We start from the raw sequence: 16,738 nt of genomic DNA, 5'->3' as shown, positions 1-16,738 counted from the left end.
GGAAACCTTCATAGGTGGAGGTGCCCACCCGCCTGGGGGCGTCTGCGCACGAAGGCGGCGGGCGCGGCGGCGCGGTCCCGGCCCCTTAGATCTGCTCAGCTACCGCCGGCCGGTGGTGCCCGCGGTGGGCACCCTGCCGAGCGGCGTCACGAACCGCCGACGCGGGGCATGACCGGGCGGACCGCGACCGGGGCGCCCGGTCGCCCGCCCGCGCGCGACCGGTACTCGGGGACGCCCACACAGGTGAAGAGCAGCGCCGCGAGGTCGTCCGGCTCGCCCAGCAGCCCCGGGACGTCCGAGTCGAGGAAGGTCATGCCGGAGGCGCCCGCGTCGAGGGCGTACGCCGCGAGGTGCAGCCGGCCCTCGACGAGCCCGGCGGCGAGCTGGGCGTCGCGGTAGCCGCGGTCGTCGAGGGCCGACAGCGGCGCGGCGGCGACGACGACATAGGCCGCGTCGCCGGCGAGCGCCTGGTCCAGGCAGACCCGGAGCAGCTCGTCGCGCAGGTCACCGGCGCGCAGCGGCGCCGACAGGTCGGGCCACCAATAGAGGCCGGGCGGCACGCCGTCGACCCCGTGCACGGCGACCCAGTGCGGCACCGGCACGCCGCGCAGGGCCGCCGCCAGGGGCCATTCCAGCAGGGCGCGCGGCAGCGTCCGGGACCTGTCCATCCGCCGCTGCGAGCCGCGCCGCCGGACGACCTCGTCGAGCGGGTCGGACGGCGGGTACGCCGGCAGCGGCTCCGCCCGCGGCCAGGGCGCGCCGAGCACGTTCCGCTCGCCCGCGCGCTGGGCGGCGGTGCACAGCGGCAGCTCGACCGGCGGCAGCTCGCCGGGGACCGCCGGCCCGGTGGGCCCGATCGCCGGCGCACCGTCGCCGAGGGACAGCAGGGCCAGTGGGTACTCGTGCACCCCGTCGGCGCCGACGAGCGCGCGCACGGTGGCGTCCGGGAAGAGCGACCGCAGCCGCGGCGACAGGCCGGCGCTGTCGGCGGCCGCTGAGAGTTGGGACAGCAGCGTGCCGGCGTCCCAGTAGAGGTGCCGCCAGCCGCGCTCGGCGTAGCGCCAGCCCGTGCGCCACGGCACGCCCGTGACCACCAGCGTCGTGACCGCCCCGGTCGCGGCGGGGGCCACCTGGACGAGCGCGTGCCGCCGCGCGTCGTACCAGTGCACGCCGTCCGGCACCCCCGCGACGCCCCGGGTGCTCGCGTAGACCTCCAGCGGGAACCGCGCCCCTGCCGAGCCGGAGGCGCGGTAGAGGAAGGGGCGGCCGTTGCGCTCGGCGGTGCGCACGACGCCGGCGCCGAGGAAGAGCACGCGGCCGAGCTGCGCCGCGTCGAGGGGCTGCGCGGGGGGCGCGACGCCGGCCAGCACGGCGGTCGCGGGGACGCCGGGGTCGGGCAGGTCGCGGGGCAGGGCGAGGACGGCGGGACCGTCCGGGTAGCCCTTCATGGGCGGCGGCAGGGTCTCGGGGTCGTTCGGGACGAGGTCCTGACGGACGCGCGGATCGTCCAGGGGCGCGTCCCACTCGCGGCTCGGCTCGTAGGACGTCAGCCGGTGCAGCAGCCCGGCGCCGGTGTCGAGGTCCATCCGGTCATCCTGCCAGCGCGCGGCGCCGGACGGTGGCCCCGACGGGCGACCCGCACGGCACGGTCCCGCGCCGGTGCGGGAGGCCGCCGGGGCCGGGGGGCCGGCGGTGCCACCGCCGACCGCCCCGGCCGGTCCGGCTCAGATCCGGGCGCCGACGTCCGCGCCGTTGGCCGGGCGCAGGAACGAGGAGGTGGGGATGGCGCCGCCCGCCGTACGGGGGCCGGTGATCGTGGCCGGGTCCGTGCTGACGAGCGACCACGTCCCGCCGAGGTTCCACGAGTTGCCGGAGCCGGTGGAGCCGCCGAGCGACACGTCGGTGGTGTTGCCGACCGCGAGGTTACGGGTGAGGACCGAGGTGGAGCGCGACACGTTGAATCCGTCCTTGCCGTTGTCCCAGGCGGTGTTGCGCTCGAAGACCAGCGAGCCGGGGTTGCCGTTGTCGATGAAGCCGCCGGCCGAGTTGCCCCAGGCCATGCTGTTGCGGGTGACGTGGGCGACCGCCGGACGCGGATCCGTGCCGCCGCCGTTCTTGAAGCCGTTGCCGTCCCCGGTGTAGTCGGGCAGGCTCCAGTAGTTGTAGCCGTTGTCGTAGGCGAGGCTGTCCTCGATGAGCACGGGCGACAGGAACAACCAGGCGTCGAAGCCGTCGTCGGCGTTGCGCCACAGCCGGGCGCCCCGGACGACGTTGCCCGTCCCGGAGCCCTCCTTGATGGCCAGGCCGTCCGCGCTCTCGCCGTTCTTGCGCGGGTCGCGGTTGCCGTAGCTGTCCAGGTCGACGACGTGGTTGCCCGACGAGGCGCCCTGCAGGTGCAGGCCGGTCTCGTAGTTGTCGCGGGTCACCAGGCGCTCGTAGCGGCCGTTGTTGGTGTCCACCCCGAAGATGCCGTACGGGCCGTTGACGATCTCCAGGCCGACGAACCGCCACCAGTCGCCCTCGACGTGCAGGGCGCCCCGGTCGGCGCGGGGGATCGAGGATCCCACGGCCCCCGGGGTGTACGGCATGTTCTCGCCGTCGATGACCACGCGCTCGCCCTGGTAGGCGGTGAGGGTGATCGGCTGGGACTGGCTGCCGTCCTTGAGGATCTTGATGGTGCTGGCCGGCGCGTAGGTGCCTCCGCGCACGGCGATGGTCCCGCCGGGCTGCACGAGGTCGTGGGCGCGCTGGATGGTCCGCAGTGGCTGGGCCAGGGTGCCCGTGCCGGCGTCGTCGCCGTTGGTGGCGACGACCAGGGTGCCGGTGGCCGGCGGCGGCGTGGTCGGGGGCGGAGTGGTCGGCGGGGGAGCGGTGGTCGGGGCGGCGGTGGTCGGCGGGGTGGTCGGGCCGGTGCCGGCGGAGCTGACCACCACGTCGTCGAAGCTCGCGCCGGCGTGGGCGGTGACCAGCGCGATGCGCCCGGCGCCGGTCAGGCTGCCGTTCGCGTCGCCGACCCGCACGCCGTCGACGAATCCGCGCACGGTGCTGCCGGTGGTCTCGATCCGCAGCGTGTGCCACGCGCCGGTGGAGCCGACGCCGGCCGCCGAGCCGAGCACGGTGACCGCGCTGCCGTTGACGGCCTGGAGTTCGGCGTGACCGTCGGCCAGCAGCGACAGCCGGTACATCTTCGTGGAGCTGCTGGCCCGGGCGGCGATGGCGACGAGACCGCCGGGCCCGTACGAGGCCGGCTTGACCCGGGCCTGCACCTCGTAGTCGGTCCAGCTCGTCTGCCCGGCGAACATCCGGGCGAGCTCGCTGCCGGTGTTCGACTGGCGGAGTGCCGGCGAACCGTCGGTGGTCACCGACCAGGTTCCGCCCGACTTCGACCAGCCGCCGCTGTCGCCGTCGCCGAAGTCGTCCGAGAAGAGGGTGGCGGCGTGTGCCGTCGACACCATGGTCGCGGCCAGGGCGAGCGCGGTCGCCGACACGCCGACCGCGGCGACCGCGCCGCGGGTACGTCTGATGCGCCTGTCACGCACGGGGTCCTCCTGGTGCGGTGCGGGAGCGGCCAGGGCCGGCGGGCGGCGGCGGTGCGCCGTCCGGCGGGCGCCGGACCATGCGGGAAAGGGCTTTCCCTCCCGTGACGCTAGGGCCGCCCGGACATCGACGTCAACGTTCGTCGATTGCAGGAATGTTGCACCGTGTCGCCGCTCAGCCGCTCTCCACCTCGGCGGCGTACTCGCTGAGCGCGATCCGGTTCGGCAGGCCCGTCTTGCCGAGCAGGCTGGACACGTGCCGTTCCACGGTGCGCGGGGAGAGATGCAGCCGGCCGGCGATCTCCCGGTTGCTCAGCCGCCCGACCAGCAGCCGAAGCACCTCGAACTCCCGCACCGTCACGCCCACCGACCGCAGGCCGGAGGGGATGTCGCCCGCACCGGAGCGGCGCTGCGTCATGCGTACGCCCGCCTGGCGCAGCAGGGCCCGGCAGGCGCTGGCCACGGCTGGCACGTCGCTGCGGTGGAAGTGCTCCTCGGCGGCGCGCAGCCACTGCACCGGTGTTCCCCACCCGTCGGCGAGGGCCGACTCGCACACCAGCCGCAACGCGAGGTGCCGGCCCATCGCGTACGGCGCCCCGGCCCGCATCGCCTCGGCCGCCGCCGCCGCCGCCTCCTCCTGCCGACCGGACCGGCCGAGCAGCACCGCCTTGGCGAAGAGGGCGAACTGCAGATCCCAGCGCAGCCTGCTCGCCGAGTCGCCCTGCACCGCCTCGTAGGCCGGCCAGCCGGCCTCGCCGGAGGTGACCTGGAGCAGCACGTGCAGGCCGTGCCGGCCGGAGAGGTGGAAGACCGTCGGGCTCTGCGCCTCCGCGTCGAACGCGCGGGCAAGCTCGTCGAGGGCGCGGGGCCGATCCTCCTCCAGCAGTGCGCAGAAGGCCCTGGCCAGCCCGTGTACGCGGGAGGCGTGCAGGGCCTGGTCGCCGCTCCACCGGCGGAACTCGGCCAGCGCGTGCTCCATCTCCCGGCGCCGCCCCTGGTGCGCCGCGAGCACCGCGCTGACCAGCAGCACGTACTGGGTGGTCTCCAGCAGCTTCAGCCGGGTGGTCGCGGCCAGCACCTGCTGGACGAGGGCGTTCGCGGTGTCGAAGTCGCCCCGCAGCACCGCGTGCAGGGCGAGGCTCGCCTCCGCCTGGTGGCGCGCGGTCACCGCGCCGGCCTGCGAGGCCCGCTCCCGGGCCTGTTCGAGCCGGTCCAGGCGCGCGTTGCGCAGCGCGTCGTCGTTGCCGAGCCGGATCAGCGCGTGGATCTCCCAGATCGGCAGCCGGTGCTGCGCGGCGAAGGCCAGGGCCCGTTCCAGGCACCACGTCGCCTCCGCCGGGTCGCGGTGCCGGATCAACGCGCCGAGCAGCTGCCAGGCCTGGCAGGCCACCACCGGCAGGGGGACGGTCTCGGCGACGGTGGCGGCCCGCCGGGCCAGCGCCTCGGCGGTGGCGAGCTGGTCCTGCCCGGCGGTGTCCAGCACCAGGTGGGCGGCGACCACGTCGATCGGCGCGGTGTCCTCCGCGGCGGCGTCCGGGCCCAGCAGGGCCCGCGCCTGCTCCACCTGCGCCAGCCCCTCGGCCGAGCGGCCGGCGACCGTCGCGGCCCAGGCCAGCCGGGTGTGCAGCTGCGCCCGCCGGCGCGGATCGACGCCACCGATCTGGTCGAGGGTGCTGACCGACGCGAGCGCCCGCTCGACCAGTCCCGCCTCCGCCAGGGCGTGCAGCAGGGCTTCGAGGGCGGCCGCGCGGGCCACGGGGTTCTCGCCGAGCAGGCCGATCGCGCGGTCGAGCAGGGCGACCGCGGTGGTGGCGCCGCCCTGCGCGATCGCCCGCCGGCCCGCCTCGGTGAACAGCCGGCCGGCCGCCTCCGGGTTGTCGGCCTCCAGGTGCAGGTTGGCCGACACCTGGCACCACTCGCCCGGCAGACCGGGGAAGACCGCCTCCACCGCGTCGGCCATCCGCTGGGCGAGCCGGGCGCGGTCGGCGGGGCCGAGGAGGCTGAGCAGCGCCTCCCGGGTGAGCCGGTGCCGGAAGGCGTACCAGTCGGTGAGCTGGTCGTCCACCGTGACCAGTCGCCCGGCGACGTCGCCGCACAGGTGGTCGAGCACGTCGTGGTCGCTCAGCCCGGTGGCCGCCTGCACCACGGCCAGCGGAAAGCGCTGGCCCAGCAGCGCGCCCATCGAGAGCAGCTCCCGGGCCCGGGGACCGAGCTGCTCGACCCCCTGCGCCATGCCCCGCGCCAGGGTGCTCGGCAGGGCGGCGGGCAGCTCCTCGGACAGCCGCCAGCCCTGCGGGCCGCCGATCAGCAGCGCGCCGTCGACCATGCCGGCGACGAGTTCCTCGATCAGGAAGGGGTTGCCGGCACTGCCCGTCGCGACGAGGGCGTGCGCGGCCGCCGGCACCCGTTCCGGGTCGGCGTCGAGGCAGGCGCCGACCATCTGCCGCAGCCCGTCGTCGTCGAGCCGGCCCAGCTCGATGAGGGTGCACTGGCCGCGTTGCGCGGCCGACCGGGCGATCGTCGACGCCGCGCAGGGCTCCGCCCTGATCGCCCCCAGCAGCAGGGTCGGTTGCAGGGCGAGGTTGTCGATCAGGTACTCCAGCACGGTCAACGTCTCCGTGTCGGCGTCCTGGAGGTCGTCCAGCAGCATCAGGCAACCCCGCCCCGCGCCGGCCACCCCGGTCAGCCGGAGGACGGCCTCGGCGAGGATCACCAGGGACGCGTTCTCCTGGTCGGCCGGTGGCCGGCCCCAGTCGGGGACGAGCCGGCCGAGGATCGGGCCGTACGGCCCGAGCACGGTGGGGTCGACCGGCCCGGACCGGAGCAGCGACAGCAGCGCCTCGGTCAGCGGGCGCAGCGGCACCGCGGTGCCGATCGTGCTGCCCCGGCCCTGCATCACCCGCATGCCCGCCGCGGTGGCCAGCTCCGCGACCCTCGACGCGAGACGGGACTTGCCGACGCCGCTCTCGCCGACCACGAAGACCGCGCCGCCCCGCCCCGCCCGCGCCGATTCGAGGCTTTTCAGCACCGCGCGCAGTTCGGCGTCCCTGCCGATGAACTTCGAGGAGCGGTACACACTGCGCACGCTATCCGAGGAGGCCGGCCCCGGCCCAACGCGGTGCTGGTCGACGCGCCGCCGCGCGGCTACCGCGCCGTCATCACATCGGCTTCTCGGGGCAGCAGGTCGTCAGGGGTGCGGCGTCCGCCGCCGCGCCGGCGTCACCGACGAGACCGCCGATCACCATGCCCACGGGCACGGCCAGGCTGGCGAGGGCGGCCGCGCGGATCCCGAAGGTCACGACGGGCTGCAGCCACATCGCCCCGGCCGGGTCGTCGACGGGCGTCGCGAGGTCGGTCTCGTCGACGCGGTACGGGGGGAGCTGGTTCTCGGACAACTGTCATTCCTCCTGTTGGTGACTTCGTAGGTCGTTTCCGGAGCTGGCGGCTCCTCTGGAGATCGTCGTCGCTCGCCCGGCGGTCCTCAACCCGTGGGGCGCGGTTCAGGGGTCGGTTCCAGCAGCAGCACCGACGGCACCGGCCCGGCCCCGGAGAGCCGGAGCAGCCCGTACCCGATGCCGGCGAGGCCGGTGAGCAGCCCGGGGGTGGGCACGTTGCCCGGCGTCCCGCAGGACGCCCCGTACCGGTCGACGGCGTCCAGGATCCGACCGGCGCGTCGCCGGACCGCGCCACCGCAGCCGTCGAGGACACCGGTCGCCTCGGCGACGCCCAACTCGCCGTGGCAGAGGCTGAGGTCGTCGAGCAGCGGGCGGTCGGTGAGCAGGCGTACCGCCTCGTCGGGCCCGCGCCCGGGCCCGCCGCCCGGCGGCACGACCCGGTCGGCCGCGCCCGGCCCGCAGGTGCCGGAGGGCTCGGCGTCGGCGGTGCCGGCGTCGGGGGCGAGGGCATGGTGGGCGAGCGCGAGGCCGGCCGCGCCGCGGCACCAGCCGTATTCCGCCGGCCCGTCGCCGCCGGGGGCGCCGGCCCGGCGCAGCGCGCGCCGGCCCGCCCGCGCGTACCGGGCGCCACCGGTGCGGGCGTGCCGGCCCAGCGCCCAGCCGATGCCGGCCAGCCCGTCGGCGAAGCCCACCTCCGTCGGCAGCTCGTCCCGCTCGATCACGTCCACGAGCCGGTCGGCCCAGCCCCGCGCGAGTGCCGCCGCCGGCGCGTGGCCCAGCTCGGCGTGCACCGCGTCCATGGCGGCGAGGCAGCCCGCGCCGCCGTCGGCCCAGGCCACCGCCGCCGAACCCGCGCTGGCGGTGGCGGCCAGGTCGACCGCCGCGCGGGCCTGACCGGCGAGCCCGGGCTCGGCCAGCAGGGTGGACAGCCGGGCGAGTCCGTACGCGATGCCGCCGAGGCCGTACAGCCCGCCGGGGCCGATCGCGGCGGTCAGGTCCGGGCGCGCGCCGAGCAACCGGAGCAGCCCCGGCACCCCGGCGACGGCCCGGTGGGCCAGCTCGGCGTAGCGGGCGGTGCCGGTCACCGCGGCGAGCTGGCCGAGGAAGAGCGCGACCCCGAGGTGCCCGTTGGCCAACCCGCCCCCCATCGGCAGGACGAGCCACTGCCGGTCGTCCACCAGCTCCAGGCCGAGCCAGTTCACCCGGTCCGCGCCGGTCACGCTCCGGGCCTGGATCTCGTCGGCCAGCGCGCACGCCGTGGCGAGCAGGCGCTCCGGCGACGCGGCGGCGTCCGCGACCGGCCGGGACGACGGTGCGCCCGCGTGCCGGCCGTCGACCGGGCGACGGGTCGCCAGCGTCGCCGCGACGATCCACTCCTGGTGCCGCCGGTCGACCTCGCCCAGCCCGGCGATCTTGCTCAGCGCGGCGTCGAGCCCGCAGCGGGCCAGCGGCACGGGCAGCGGCTCGCCGCCCCCGGCCACCCGGACGGTGCGGCCCCCCGGAGTGCCCTCGAACAGCGGGACGTCGCCCGCCCACAGCGCGGCGACCTCGTGCCGCGGGAACTGGGCGAGGAAGGGATGCCCGTCCACGCTGGACCAGAGGACGCCGAACGCGCGGTCGCGCTCCAGCGCGTCGCCGAGCACGTCCGGGTGGGTGGTCTCGGTGAGCAGGGTGTGGTACGCCGAGGTGGGCCGGGCGACCAGCCGTACCGGGACGTCGGCGCAGGACGCGACCAGCTCCGTGAACTCCCGCCGGTGCGCCCGGATCGTCTCGTACGCCTGCCGGAACCCCGCCCGCAGCGCCGGCTCGTGGGCGCCGGGATCGACCGGGGAGCCGCCGACGCGGGGGCGGTTGCGTCCGCCGGCGAAGTCGACGGCCCGGCGGGTCAGCCGCATCCGGTCGGTGCCCGGGTCGGCCCAGTCGAGCGCGCTGACGGGTGCGGTCCCGCCCCGGTCGCCGCCGACGCCGGACAGGTCCATCGCCCCCTGGTCGCCGACGACGATCACCGGCAGCAGGCCGGTCCGGTGCACCGAGGCGGTCAGCAGGTCCGCCGCCGGGTCGCCGGTGCCCACCGGCTCGCCCAGCGCGGGATGGAAGAGCGTCTCGGTGTCCACCACGACCGGTGTGTCACCGGCGGCGATCAGGTTCTCGTAGTGCATGTCCGTGGTGTGCAGGACGTGCAGCAGCGCCACCAGGGCACCCTGCCGGCGGTAGAACCCGTCCGCCTGCCCCGGGTGGCGCAGCGCCGTCGCGTCCACGTACTCCGACCAGCCGTAGCCCGGCCGGGTCAGGGCGGCGACCCCGCGCAGCCCCGACCCCGGCGCCCGCCGCTCCAGCCAGTCGACGAACCCGTTGAAGCGGACCTGAGAGGCCAGGTCGCGGGGCTTGTAGACGACGCGTCGGCCGTCCGCGAAGCGCAGCACGGTGGTCGTACGGCCACCGGTGTGGGCGTCGCCCACGTTGCTGCGGACCGCGACCAGCGGGCCGGGGTCGTCGCCGCCGAGCAGGGTCCCCACCAGGGCGTCGCGGTCGGCGACGAACCGGGTCAGGAGTTCGAGCCCGGACCGGGCGGCGGCCGTGCCGGCCTGCGCCAGCAGGCGGGCCAGCACGGGATAACGGTCGACCAGCTCGACCAGCCCGACGGGATCGCAGAGCTGCGCCACGAAGTCGGCGAAGCGGGCCCGGCCGTCGGCGCCGGCGAGCCGGCCGGCCGCCCGGCGTCGGTGCAGCTCCGAGACCAGCGTGCGGGCCGCGACGGCGAGCAGGCGCCGACCCAGTGCGGCGGCGAACTGGTCGGTGAGGGCGGCCAGGTCGACCGTCCTCTCCGTCGCGATCGGACGGGCTCCGGCGAGGAACCGGTCGGCGGCGACGTCGACGAACGGCCGCAGGGGCGCGGCGAGGGCGGCCCGCCAGTCCGCCGGGTCGACCGGCGGCCGGGGCATGGCCGCGGCGGCCAGGGCCGCCTCGACGCTCTGCGCCCATCCCGGGCGGGTCGTCCTGGCGGCCAGCGCGGATCGGTCCTCGGCCAGCAGCGCGCGCAGCTCCGCCTCGTCCAGGCCGATTTCGGCGAGGCGCGCCCCGAGGCCCGGCCCGTGCCCGTCCCGCCACCGGGCCAGCCGCCGGTCCGCACCGCCCGCGCCTCCGGCGTTGCCCGTGCCGTCGGGGCCGTCGGTGGCCGTGCCGACTGCGCCGCGCGTGGCGTCGACGCCACGCGCGGCGCCGGCGTTGCCCGGGCCGCCCGCATCCGGGTCGTCCGCGTCGCGCGGGGCGTCGGCGGGACGTCGGCCCGGTGCGCCGCCGGTCAGGCCGGGCGCGCGTTCGTGCAGCGCGAGCCCCGGGGCCCACCAGTGCGGGGCCAGCCGTACGCCGGAGCAGGCGTGATCGGTGGCGCCGGCCAGGGGAGTCGAGGTCACCGTTGCACGGTGCCAGAGGGGGGCGCGGAGTTCATGCGTGGAAACTACTCACATTCGTGCCCCATTGCTGGCCGCGCCGGTGCGCGTGAGCCCGCCGGGGCCTCCGGACGGCGGGACCGACCGGGCCGGCGGCGGCTCCTCGCTCCACGTGTGACCCGCCCCATCCTAGTCACGATCAGTGATCAGTTGAACGGTCAGCGTGACGCCGTCGGGAAATTGAGTGCCGACCACGCATGTGGACCGTGCCGGTGCCGATGAGTCTTCGGGCGACTGTTCTACCCGGGGCGGCGCGATGAACGGAGCCAGGGATGGAGTTTCGGGTACTGGGGCCGGTGGGGGCCTGGAAGGGTGACTCGGAGGTGGCGCTGGACGGTGCGAAGCAGCGCACCGTGCTCGCGGCGTTGCTGCTCGCCGAGGGGCGTACCGTGCCGGACACCCGGCTCTGCGAGCTGCTCTGGGGGGAGCGCCCGCCGGCCACCTTCGCCGCCCAGCTCTACAACTACGTCTCGCGGCTGCGCAAGTACCTCGGCGCCGAGGTGGACATCGTCCGGCAGTGGTCGGGGTACCAGATCCGCATCGGCGCCGCCCGGCTCGACCTCGACGAGTTCGAGCGCCTGGCCGAGGCCGGTCGGGAGGCGCTGCGTGACGGGCGGCACGCCGAGGCCGCCGAGCGGCTGCACGCCGCCATGTCGCTGTGGCGCGGCCCCGCGCTGTCCAACGTGACCGAGCACCTCGCGGCGGCCGAGGCGCACCGCATGGCGGAGCTGCGGATGGCGGTCCGGGAGAGCCGGATCGAAGCCGACCTGCGGCTGGGGCACCACGTCCGGCTGGTCCCCGAGATCACCCAGCTCGTCGCCGAGCACCCGCTGCACGAGGGGCTGCGGGGCCAGCTGATGACCGCCCTGCTGCACAGCGACCGGCAGGCCGACGCGCTGGCCGCCTACCACGAGGGCCGCCAGGTGCTCGCCGACGAACTGGGCGTCGACCCGGGGCCGCTGCTCACCGAGGCGTACCGGTCGATCCTCGGCGGCCCCCAGGCCCCGGCGGTCGTCGCGGAGCAGAGCTGGCACGGGGTGCGGCCCGCGATGCTCCCGCCCGGCGTCGGTGACTTCGCCGGGCGGGAGGAGGAGCTGAACGGGCTGCTGCGGGTGCTGACCGCCGAGCCGAAGGTCTGCCCGCCGGTCGCCGTGGTCACCGGGATGGCCGGCGTCGGCAAGAGCACGCTCGCCCTGCACGCGGCCCACCTCACCCGGACCGCCTTCCCCGACGGTCAGCTCTACGCCGACCTCGGTCGCGCGCGGGGCAACGCCGTCGAGCCGTACGACGTGCTCGGCTGGTTCCTGCGCAGCCTCGGGCACGCCGAGTCGGCGATCCCGAAGGGGCTCGACGAGCGGGTCCGGCTCTACCGCAGCCAGCTCGCCGGCCGGCGGCTGCTGGTCATGCTCGACGGCACCGCGGACTACGCGCAGGTGAGCCCGCTGCTGCCCGGCGACCCCGGCTGCCAGGTCATCGTCACCAGCCGGCTCCGGATGCCCGAGCTGGCCGGCGCCACGTCGATCGAGGTCGGCACCCTCGACCGGCAGCAGGCGCTCGTGCTGCTCGGCCGGATCATCGGGGCGCAGCGGGTCGCCGAGGAGGCCGAGGCCGCCGGCCGGATCGTCGAGCTGTGCGGTCGGCTCTCGCTCGGCGTCCGGGTCGCCGGATCCCGGCTGCTGGCGCGCCCGCACTGGTCGCTCGGGTACCTGGCGGACCGGCTCGCCGACGAGCGGTACCGGCTGGACGAGCTCCGGCTGGGCTCGATGGACGTCCGGGAACGGCTGGACAGCAGCTATCACCAGCTGGCCGACCTGGGCCAGCTCGCCCTGCGCCGGCTGGCGCTGCTGCGCGCGCCGGCCTTCCCCAGCTGGTGCACCGCGGAGGTGCTGGGCGTGTCCCGGCACGCCGGCGAGGAGGTGGGGGAGAACCTGGTCGACGCCCGGCTGCTGGAGATCGTCGAGTCCGACGGCGGCCGGCGGCAGCGGTTCCGCTTCCACGACCTCGTCCGCGTCTTCGCCCGGGAGAAGGCCGACCAGGCCGACCGGCTGTTGGTGGCCGGCGCCGGGGCGCTGAGCGCGGTCGGGAGCTGACACCGGCGCCGGGTCGCCCGGGGCGGGCCGTCCGGCCCGCGCCGAGCGGGTGCCCGCGCCAACGCTCAGGTGTCGTAGCGACAGGTCCCGCCGGTGTTCGCCGCGCAGTCGTTGAGCTGGAGGCTGTCGATGGTGACCGCGTGGCTGCCCGTGGTGGCCTGGGCCGGTACGGACACGGTGAGCCGTACCGTGGCGGCGTTGGCCGGGGCGATGGCCGTCACCCGGTGTTCCAGCCAGTTGCCGGCGAGAGCGGCGGTGGGGCCGGAGGCGGTCGACAGCAGGGTGCCGTTGGCGGCGTACCAGGCGAGCTGGAGTCGCGCGTCGACAGCCGTGCCGCTGCGCAGCCGGGCGAACATCTTGTACGTCCGGCCGGCGGTCACCGCTACCCTGCTGGTCAGCCAGATGGCCGAGCTGGTGGCGGGCCCGCTGGAGGTGTGGAACTGCACCGAGCGCCGGCCGTCGAAGTAGACGCAGGAGACCGTCGCGTCGCCGCAGGACGGGGTGACCTGGTGCCACCCGCCCGACGAGGTGAACGTGCTCGTGGCGCTGCCCGGGGTGACCGCCTCGGCGGTGCGCTGCTCGGCGGTGAGCAGGTCGTTGTTGGCACCGACGTCGCAGCAGACCGGGGCGGTCAGCATCGGGTGGCCGGCGATGTTCCGCTTGACGCTCGACGGGGCCGGGTCGATGTGGAACGTGGCCGACGGCTCGCTGGGGTCGTAGTAGTTACGGAAGCCCGGGTCGGTGTTCCAGTGCTCCAGCCAGTTGACCATGATCTCCGGGTAGAAGTACTGCCCCGCCTCGGTCATCCAGGAGTGCGGGGCGCCGAGCACGTGCAACAGCTCGTGCCCGGCCACCCCGGTGGTCCACGACTCGGTGACCGCCGAGCAGAGCTTGGCGGGGGAGGTCGGGGTGAACCCGCCGCCGGTGGGGCACTGGTACGCGTCCGAGTTCGACGCGAAGTCGGTGAAGACCAGGTAGATCCGGTTGCTGTCGCCGTAGCCCGCGGCGACCAGGTCGTCGCGGACCACCTCCGCGCCGGTGTTCGGGTTGGCCCCGGCCTCGATCTTCTCGGGCACGACGAGGGCCCGGGCGTACCCGGCGTAGCTGCCGGTGTCGTACCCGCCGCGGCAGCTGAGCCTCAGGTGCTGGTCGTGGTCGGTGGACTGGTCGAGGGCCCAGTCGACGCGGTCGACGACCTTGGCGATGTACTCGACGTTCGCCTCGTAGTTGTTGCCGTTGCCCTCGTGCCACGCGTAGATCACCTGGACGGCGGGAGAGGCGCCGGTCGGCGCGGTGGGGTCGGCGACGGTGGACTGGCAGCCCCGCACGGGCACGTCGGCGGGGGCCGGCAGCGGGTACGGCCGGGTCGGCTCGGTGCCCGGGCCCCACGCGTGCGCGGGGGTGGGCGGAAGCAGCGCGAGGGCGGAGGCCAGGACGGTCACGGCGACGAGGGCGTGCGACCGGCGCGTCCGGAGCGGGGGCCTGGACAAGGGCTCTCCTGGATCGTGGGGTGAGCGGAGCGGTACGGAGCGTGCGCGCCCATCCAAGCCGATCTCAGTGAGTGCGATCAATGCCTGACGATGGTGAGGAACGTCATCACGGGCGACGTGACCGGCGTGACCAGCGCCGCGATCCCGGGACAGTAGAGAAGATATAGCCGCCGACCCCATGGTGGCCTGGTGAACGCCCTGACATCGGCCGACTGCGCGACGGCCGTTCCCATCGACGTGGAGCACGTCGCACCCGACACGATCGTGGCCAGGATCCGCCCCGACCTCGGCGATCCGGTCTTCGCCGGCCACTACCCGGGATTTCCGTTGCTGCCCGGGGTCCACATCTTCGAGTTCGTGCACCGGGCGGTCCGCGCCGCGGCCCCCGGGCTGACGCTGACCGAGATCGTCAGCTGCCGGTTCCTGCTGCCCTTCCGGGGCGACGACGAACTCGTCGTGACCATCCGCCGCAGCGGCGACCTGTGGCGGGGCGAGGTCGTCGCCGCCGCCGTGCCGGTCGCCGAGGTGCTGCTGCGCTACGCGAGCGAGGAGTGAGCCCCATGATGGGGATCGAGGAGATCAGGCGGATCATCCCGCACCGGCCGCCGATGCTGCTGGTCGACCGGGTCACCGAGCTGGTGCCCCGGCGGCGGCTGGTGGGCTCGCTGACCGTCACCGGTGACCGGCCGCTGCCGATGTCGCTGCTGCTGGAGTCCTGGGGGCAGGCGGCGCTCGTGCTGATCCGGCACGACCGGCCGATGCCGGACGTGCTGACCGACGGCGTGCCGGTGGCCGGGGTCTTCGAGCACATCCGGTTCGGCCGGCCGGTGCTGCCCTGGGAGACGGTGGAGCACCACGTCACCATGAACCGGCTGGTCGCCGACACCGCCTTCGTCACCGGCGAGAGCGTCGTCGGGTCCACCGTGGTGCTGCGGGTGGGCCGCCTGGTCGGTGCGATGCGATCGGTGGAGTCCCTGCGCGCGTCCCTCGACGCGGTGACCCGGGAGCCCCGCGCGGCGGCCCCCGCGCAGCCGGCCGAGCCGGCCCCGGCGGCGTCCGGGGCGGCGCGGTGAGCGCCGGCGGGCGGCCCGTCGCCCTGGTCACCGGCGGCTCCCGGGGCATCGGCCGGGCAGTGGTGCTGCGGCTGGTCCGGGACGGCTACGACGTGGCCATGTGCTACCAGTCCAGCAGGGACGCCGCCGACGAGGTTGTCGCGCAGGCGGCCGCGGACGGCGGACGCGTGCTCGCGCTGGCGGTCGACGTCGCCGACGCCGCCGCGGTGCGGGACTTCGTGTCGACCACCGAGCGGGAGCTGGGCGACCCCGACGCGGTGGTCACCGTCGCGGGGATCATCCGGGACCGGCCGCTGGCCCTGATGGCCGACGCCGACTGGCGCTCCGTGATGGAGGTGAACCTCGACGGCACCTACCACGTCTGCCGCGCGGTGGTCCGCCGGATGATGCGCAGGCGTAGCGGGTCGATCGTCACGGTCTCCTCGGTGTCCGGGGTGGCCGGCAACGCGATGCAGACGAACTACTCCGCCTCCAAGGCCGGGATCATCGGCTTCACCAAGGCGCTGGCCAAGGAGGTCGGCCGGTACGACATCCGGGCGAACGTGGTGGCGCCCGGCTACGTCGACACGGACATGATCGCCGCCCTCTCCGACGAGCTGGGCGCGATCGCCCGGGACCGGGTGGCCCTGGGCCGGCTCGGGCGCAGCGAGGAGATCGCCGACGTGGTGGCGTTCCTGCTCTCCTCCCGGGCGTCGTACCTGACCGGTCAGGTGATCACCGTGGACGGCGGCCTGTCGATGTGACCGGCCGCCGGCCACGGCCGGCGGCCACCCTCGGGTACCAGGGTCCGAGCAGCCGGGTCAGGATCTCGGTGCGGTAGGCGTCCGCCCCGACCAGGATCCGGGCCCGGTTGCGGGCCACCCCGCGCAGGATGGCGCGGGCGGCGTGCTCCGCCGAGACGTCGACCGAGCGCTCGAAGTGCTCCCGGACCGCCTGGTAGTCGCGCAGCCCGTCGTTGCGGGCATTGCGCATGATGTTCGTCCTGATCCGGCCCGGGTGCACGCAGCTCACCCTGACCGGCACCCCGTCGGCGCGCAGCTCCTGCGCCACCGCCTCCGTGAAGCCCCGGACGGCGAACTTGGCGGCGTTGTACCCGCTCTGCATCGGCGCGCCGGCCAGCCCCAGCACGCTGGAGACGTTGACCAGGTGCCCGCGCGACGCCGTCAGCAGCGGCAGGAACGCCCGCGTGCCGTGCACGACCCCCCAGAAGTCGACGTTCATCACCCATTCGAGGTCTTCCCAGGCCCCGTCGGCGACCGAGGCGAGCAGGGTCACCCCGGCGTTGTTGACGACCAGGTCGGCGCGGCCGAAGTCGGCGTCGACCCGCGCGGCGTGCGCCAGCACCGCGGCCCGGTCCGTCACGTCCAACCGGTAACCGCGCACCTGGCCGTCGAGGCCCGCGCAGCACCGTACGGTCTCCCGCAGCCCCTCGTCGTCCACGTCGGAGACGGCGAGCCGGGCCCCCCGGGCGGCCAGCTCGACGGCGAGCGCGCGGCCGATGCCCGAGCCGGCGCCGGTGACCACCGCCACCCTGTCAGTGAAGTCTCTCATCCTGGACCTTCTCGCTCGGCCTTCGGGCCCCGGCGGTCCGCGCCCGACGCAGACTTCCCCCGCCGGCTATGGCATTCCTATGCCGCGTCGATATGTAGAGAAGCTATGAGGCGGCTGCCCGAGCCTCTCTCCCGGCAGTCCTCGACGCGGCTGC

At 75.5% G+C, this 16,738-nt stretch carries 11 protein-coding genes; 4 read left to right on the top strand and 7 right to left on the bottom strand.

Annotation, left to right across the window (positions count from 1 at the left end):
• Window positions 1-146: 146 nt before the first annotated feature.
• The 5 genes from ACFHW0_RS27640 to ACFHW0_RS27620 all read right to left on the bottom strand — a co-directional run bounded on the left by ACFHW0_RS27640 (window position 147) and on the right by ACFHW0_RS27620 (window position 10,344).
• Window positions 147-1,586, bottom strand: a complete 1,440-nt coding sequence (locus ACFHW0_RS27640; protein WP_416612252.1) for a hypothetical protein — start codon at window positions 1,584-1,586, stop codon at window positions 147-149.
• A gap of 138 nt (window positions 1,587-1,724) precedes the next feature.
• On the bottom strand, window positions 1,725-3,539 hold the full coding sequence (locus ACFHW0_RS27635; RefSeq protein ID WP_416612250.1) for a right-handed parallel beta-helix repeat-containing protein: 1,815 nt from the start codon (window positions 3,537-3,539) through the stop codon (window positions 1,725-1,727).
• 172 nt (window positions 3,540-3,711) lie between these two features.
• Window positions 3,712-6,612 carry an ATP-binding protein gene (locus tag ACFHW0_RS27630; protein WP_416612248.1) on the bottom strand — a complete coding sequence of 967 codons (2,901 nt, stop codon included), beginning with the start codon at window positions 6,610-6,612 and terminating at the stop codon, window positions 3,712-3,714.
• An 82-nt stretch (window positions 6,613-6,694) separates the two neighbouring features.
• Entirely contained in the window at window positions 6,695-6,931 is a 237-nt protein-coding gene (locus tag ACFHW0_RS27625) for a hypothetical protein (RefSeq protein WP_416612246.1), read from the bottom strand.
• An 86-nt stretch (window positions 6,932-7,017) separates the two neighbouring features.
• Window positions 7,018-10,344: a type 2 lanthipeptide synthetase LanM family protein gene (locus ACFHW0_RS27620; protein WP_416612244.1), complete on the bottom strand. Its 3,327-nt coding sequence runs from the start codon at window positions 10,342-10,344 to the stop codon at window positions 7,018-7,020.
• Window positions 10,345-10,652: 308 nt separating this feature from the next.
• Between ACFHW0_RS27620 and ACFHW0_RS27615 the strand changes: the two genes are divergently transcribed.
• A complete protein-coding gene (locus ACFHW0_RS27615; RefSeq protein ID WP_416612242.1) occupies window positions 10,653-12,470 on the top strand; it encodes a BTAD domain-containing putative transcriptional regulator in 1,818 nt (605 codons plus the stop codon).
• Window positions 12,471-12,535: 65 nt separating this feature from the next.
• On the opposite strand, the gene ACFHW0_RS27610 is transcribed toward ACFHW0_RS27615, so the two are convergent.
• Window positions 12,536-13,960 (bottom strand): hypothetical protein, encoded by a 1,425-nt coding sequence (locus tag ACFHW0_RS27610; protein ID WP_416612240.1) that lies wholly within the window; start codon window positions 13,958-13,960, stop codon window positions 12,536-12,538.
• Window positions 13,961-14,149: 189 nt separating this feature from the next.
• Here ACFHW0_RS27610 and ACFHW0_RS27605 point away from each other — a divergent pair, with 189 nt between their 5' ends.
• The 3 genes from ACFHW0_RS27605 to ACFHW0_RS27595 are packed head-to-tail and all read left to right on the top strand — an operon-like array spanning window position 14,150 to window position 15,776.
• Window positions 14,150-14,515 (top strand): hypothetical protein, encoded by a 366-nt coding sequence (locus ACFHW0_RS27605; protein ID WP_416612238.1) that lies wholly within the window; start codon window positions 14,150-14,152, stop codon window positions 14,513-14,515.
• A gap of 5 nt (window positions 14,516-14,520) precedes the next feature.
• Window positions 14,521-15,033 (top strand): 3-hydroxyacyl-ACP dehydratase FabZ family protein, encoded by a 513-nt coding sequence (locus ACFHW0_RS27600; protein ID WP_416612236.1) that lies wholly within the window; start codon window positions 14,521-14,523, stop codon window positions 15,031-15,033.
• Window positions 15,030-15,776, top strand: a complete 747-nt coding sequence (locus tag ACFHW0_RS27595) for an SDR family oxidoreductase (RefSeq protein WP_416612234.1) — start codon at window positions 15,030-15,032, stop codon at window positions 15,774-15,776. Before ACFHW0_RS27600 ends, ACFHW0_RS27595 begins: the two co-directional genes overlap by 4 nt.
• On the opposite strand, the gene ACFHW0_RS27590 is transcribed toward ACFHW0_RS27595, so the two are convergent.
• Window positions 15,748-16,584, bottom strand: coding sequence for an SDR family NAD(P)-dependent oxidoreductase (locus ACFHW0_RS27590; protein WP_416612232.1), 837 nt, complete (start codon window positions 16,582-16,584; stop codon window positions 15,748-15,750). The two genes, ACFHW0_RS27595 and ACFHW0_RS27590, sit on opposite strands and share 29 nt — an antisense overlap.
• Between the last annotated feature and the right edge of the window lie 154 nt (window positions 16,585-16,738).

The sequence above is a fragment of the Micromonospora sp. LOL_025 genome (genome assembly GCF_048060285.1).
GTDB lineage: Bacteria > Actinomycetota > Actinomycetes > Mycobacteriales > Micromonosporaceae > Micromonospora.
The sequence above is the reverse complement of the archived record's forward strand: the minus strand, read 5'-3'. Positions and strand labels throughout refer to the sequence as shown.

What these genes read in the sequence shown, in the direction of transcription:
- ACFHW0_RS27615 (WP_416612242.1), top strand. Translation starts at nt 10,653, where the DNA reads ATGGAGTTTCGGGTACTGGGGCCGGTGGGGGCCTGGAAGGGTGACTCG.
- ACFHW0_RS27590 (WP_416612232.1), bottom strand. Translation starts at nt 16,584, where the DNA reads ATGAGAGACTTCACTGACAGGGTGGCGGTGGTCACCGGCGCCGGCTCG.
- ACFHW0_RS27640 (WP_416612252.1), bottom strand. Translation starts at nt 1,586, where the DNA reads ATGGACCTCGACACCGGCGCCGGGCTGCTGCACCGGCTGACGTCCTAC.
- ACFHW0_RS27600 (WP_416612236.1), top strand. Translation starts at nt 14,521, where the DNA reads ATGATGGGGATCGAGGAGATCAGGCGGATCATCCCGCACCGGCCGCCG.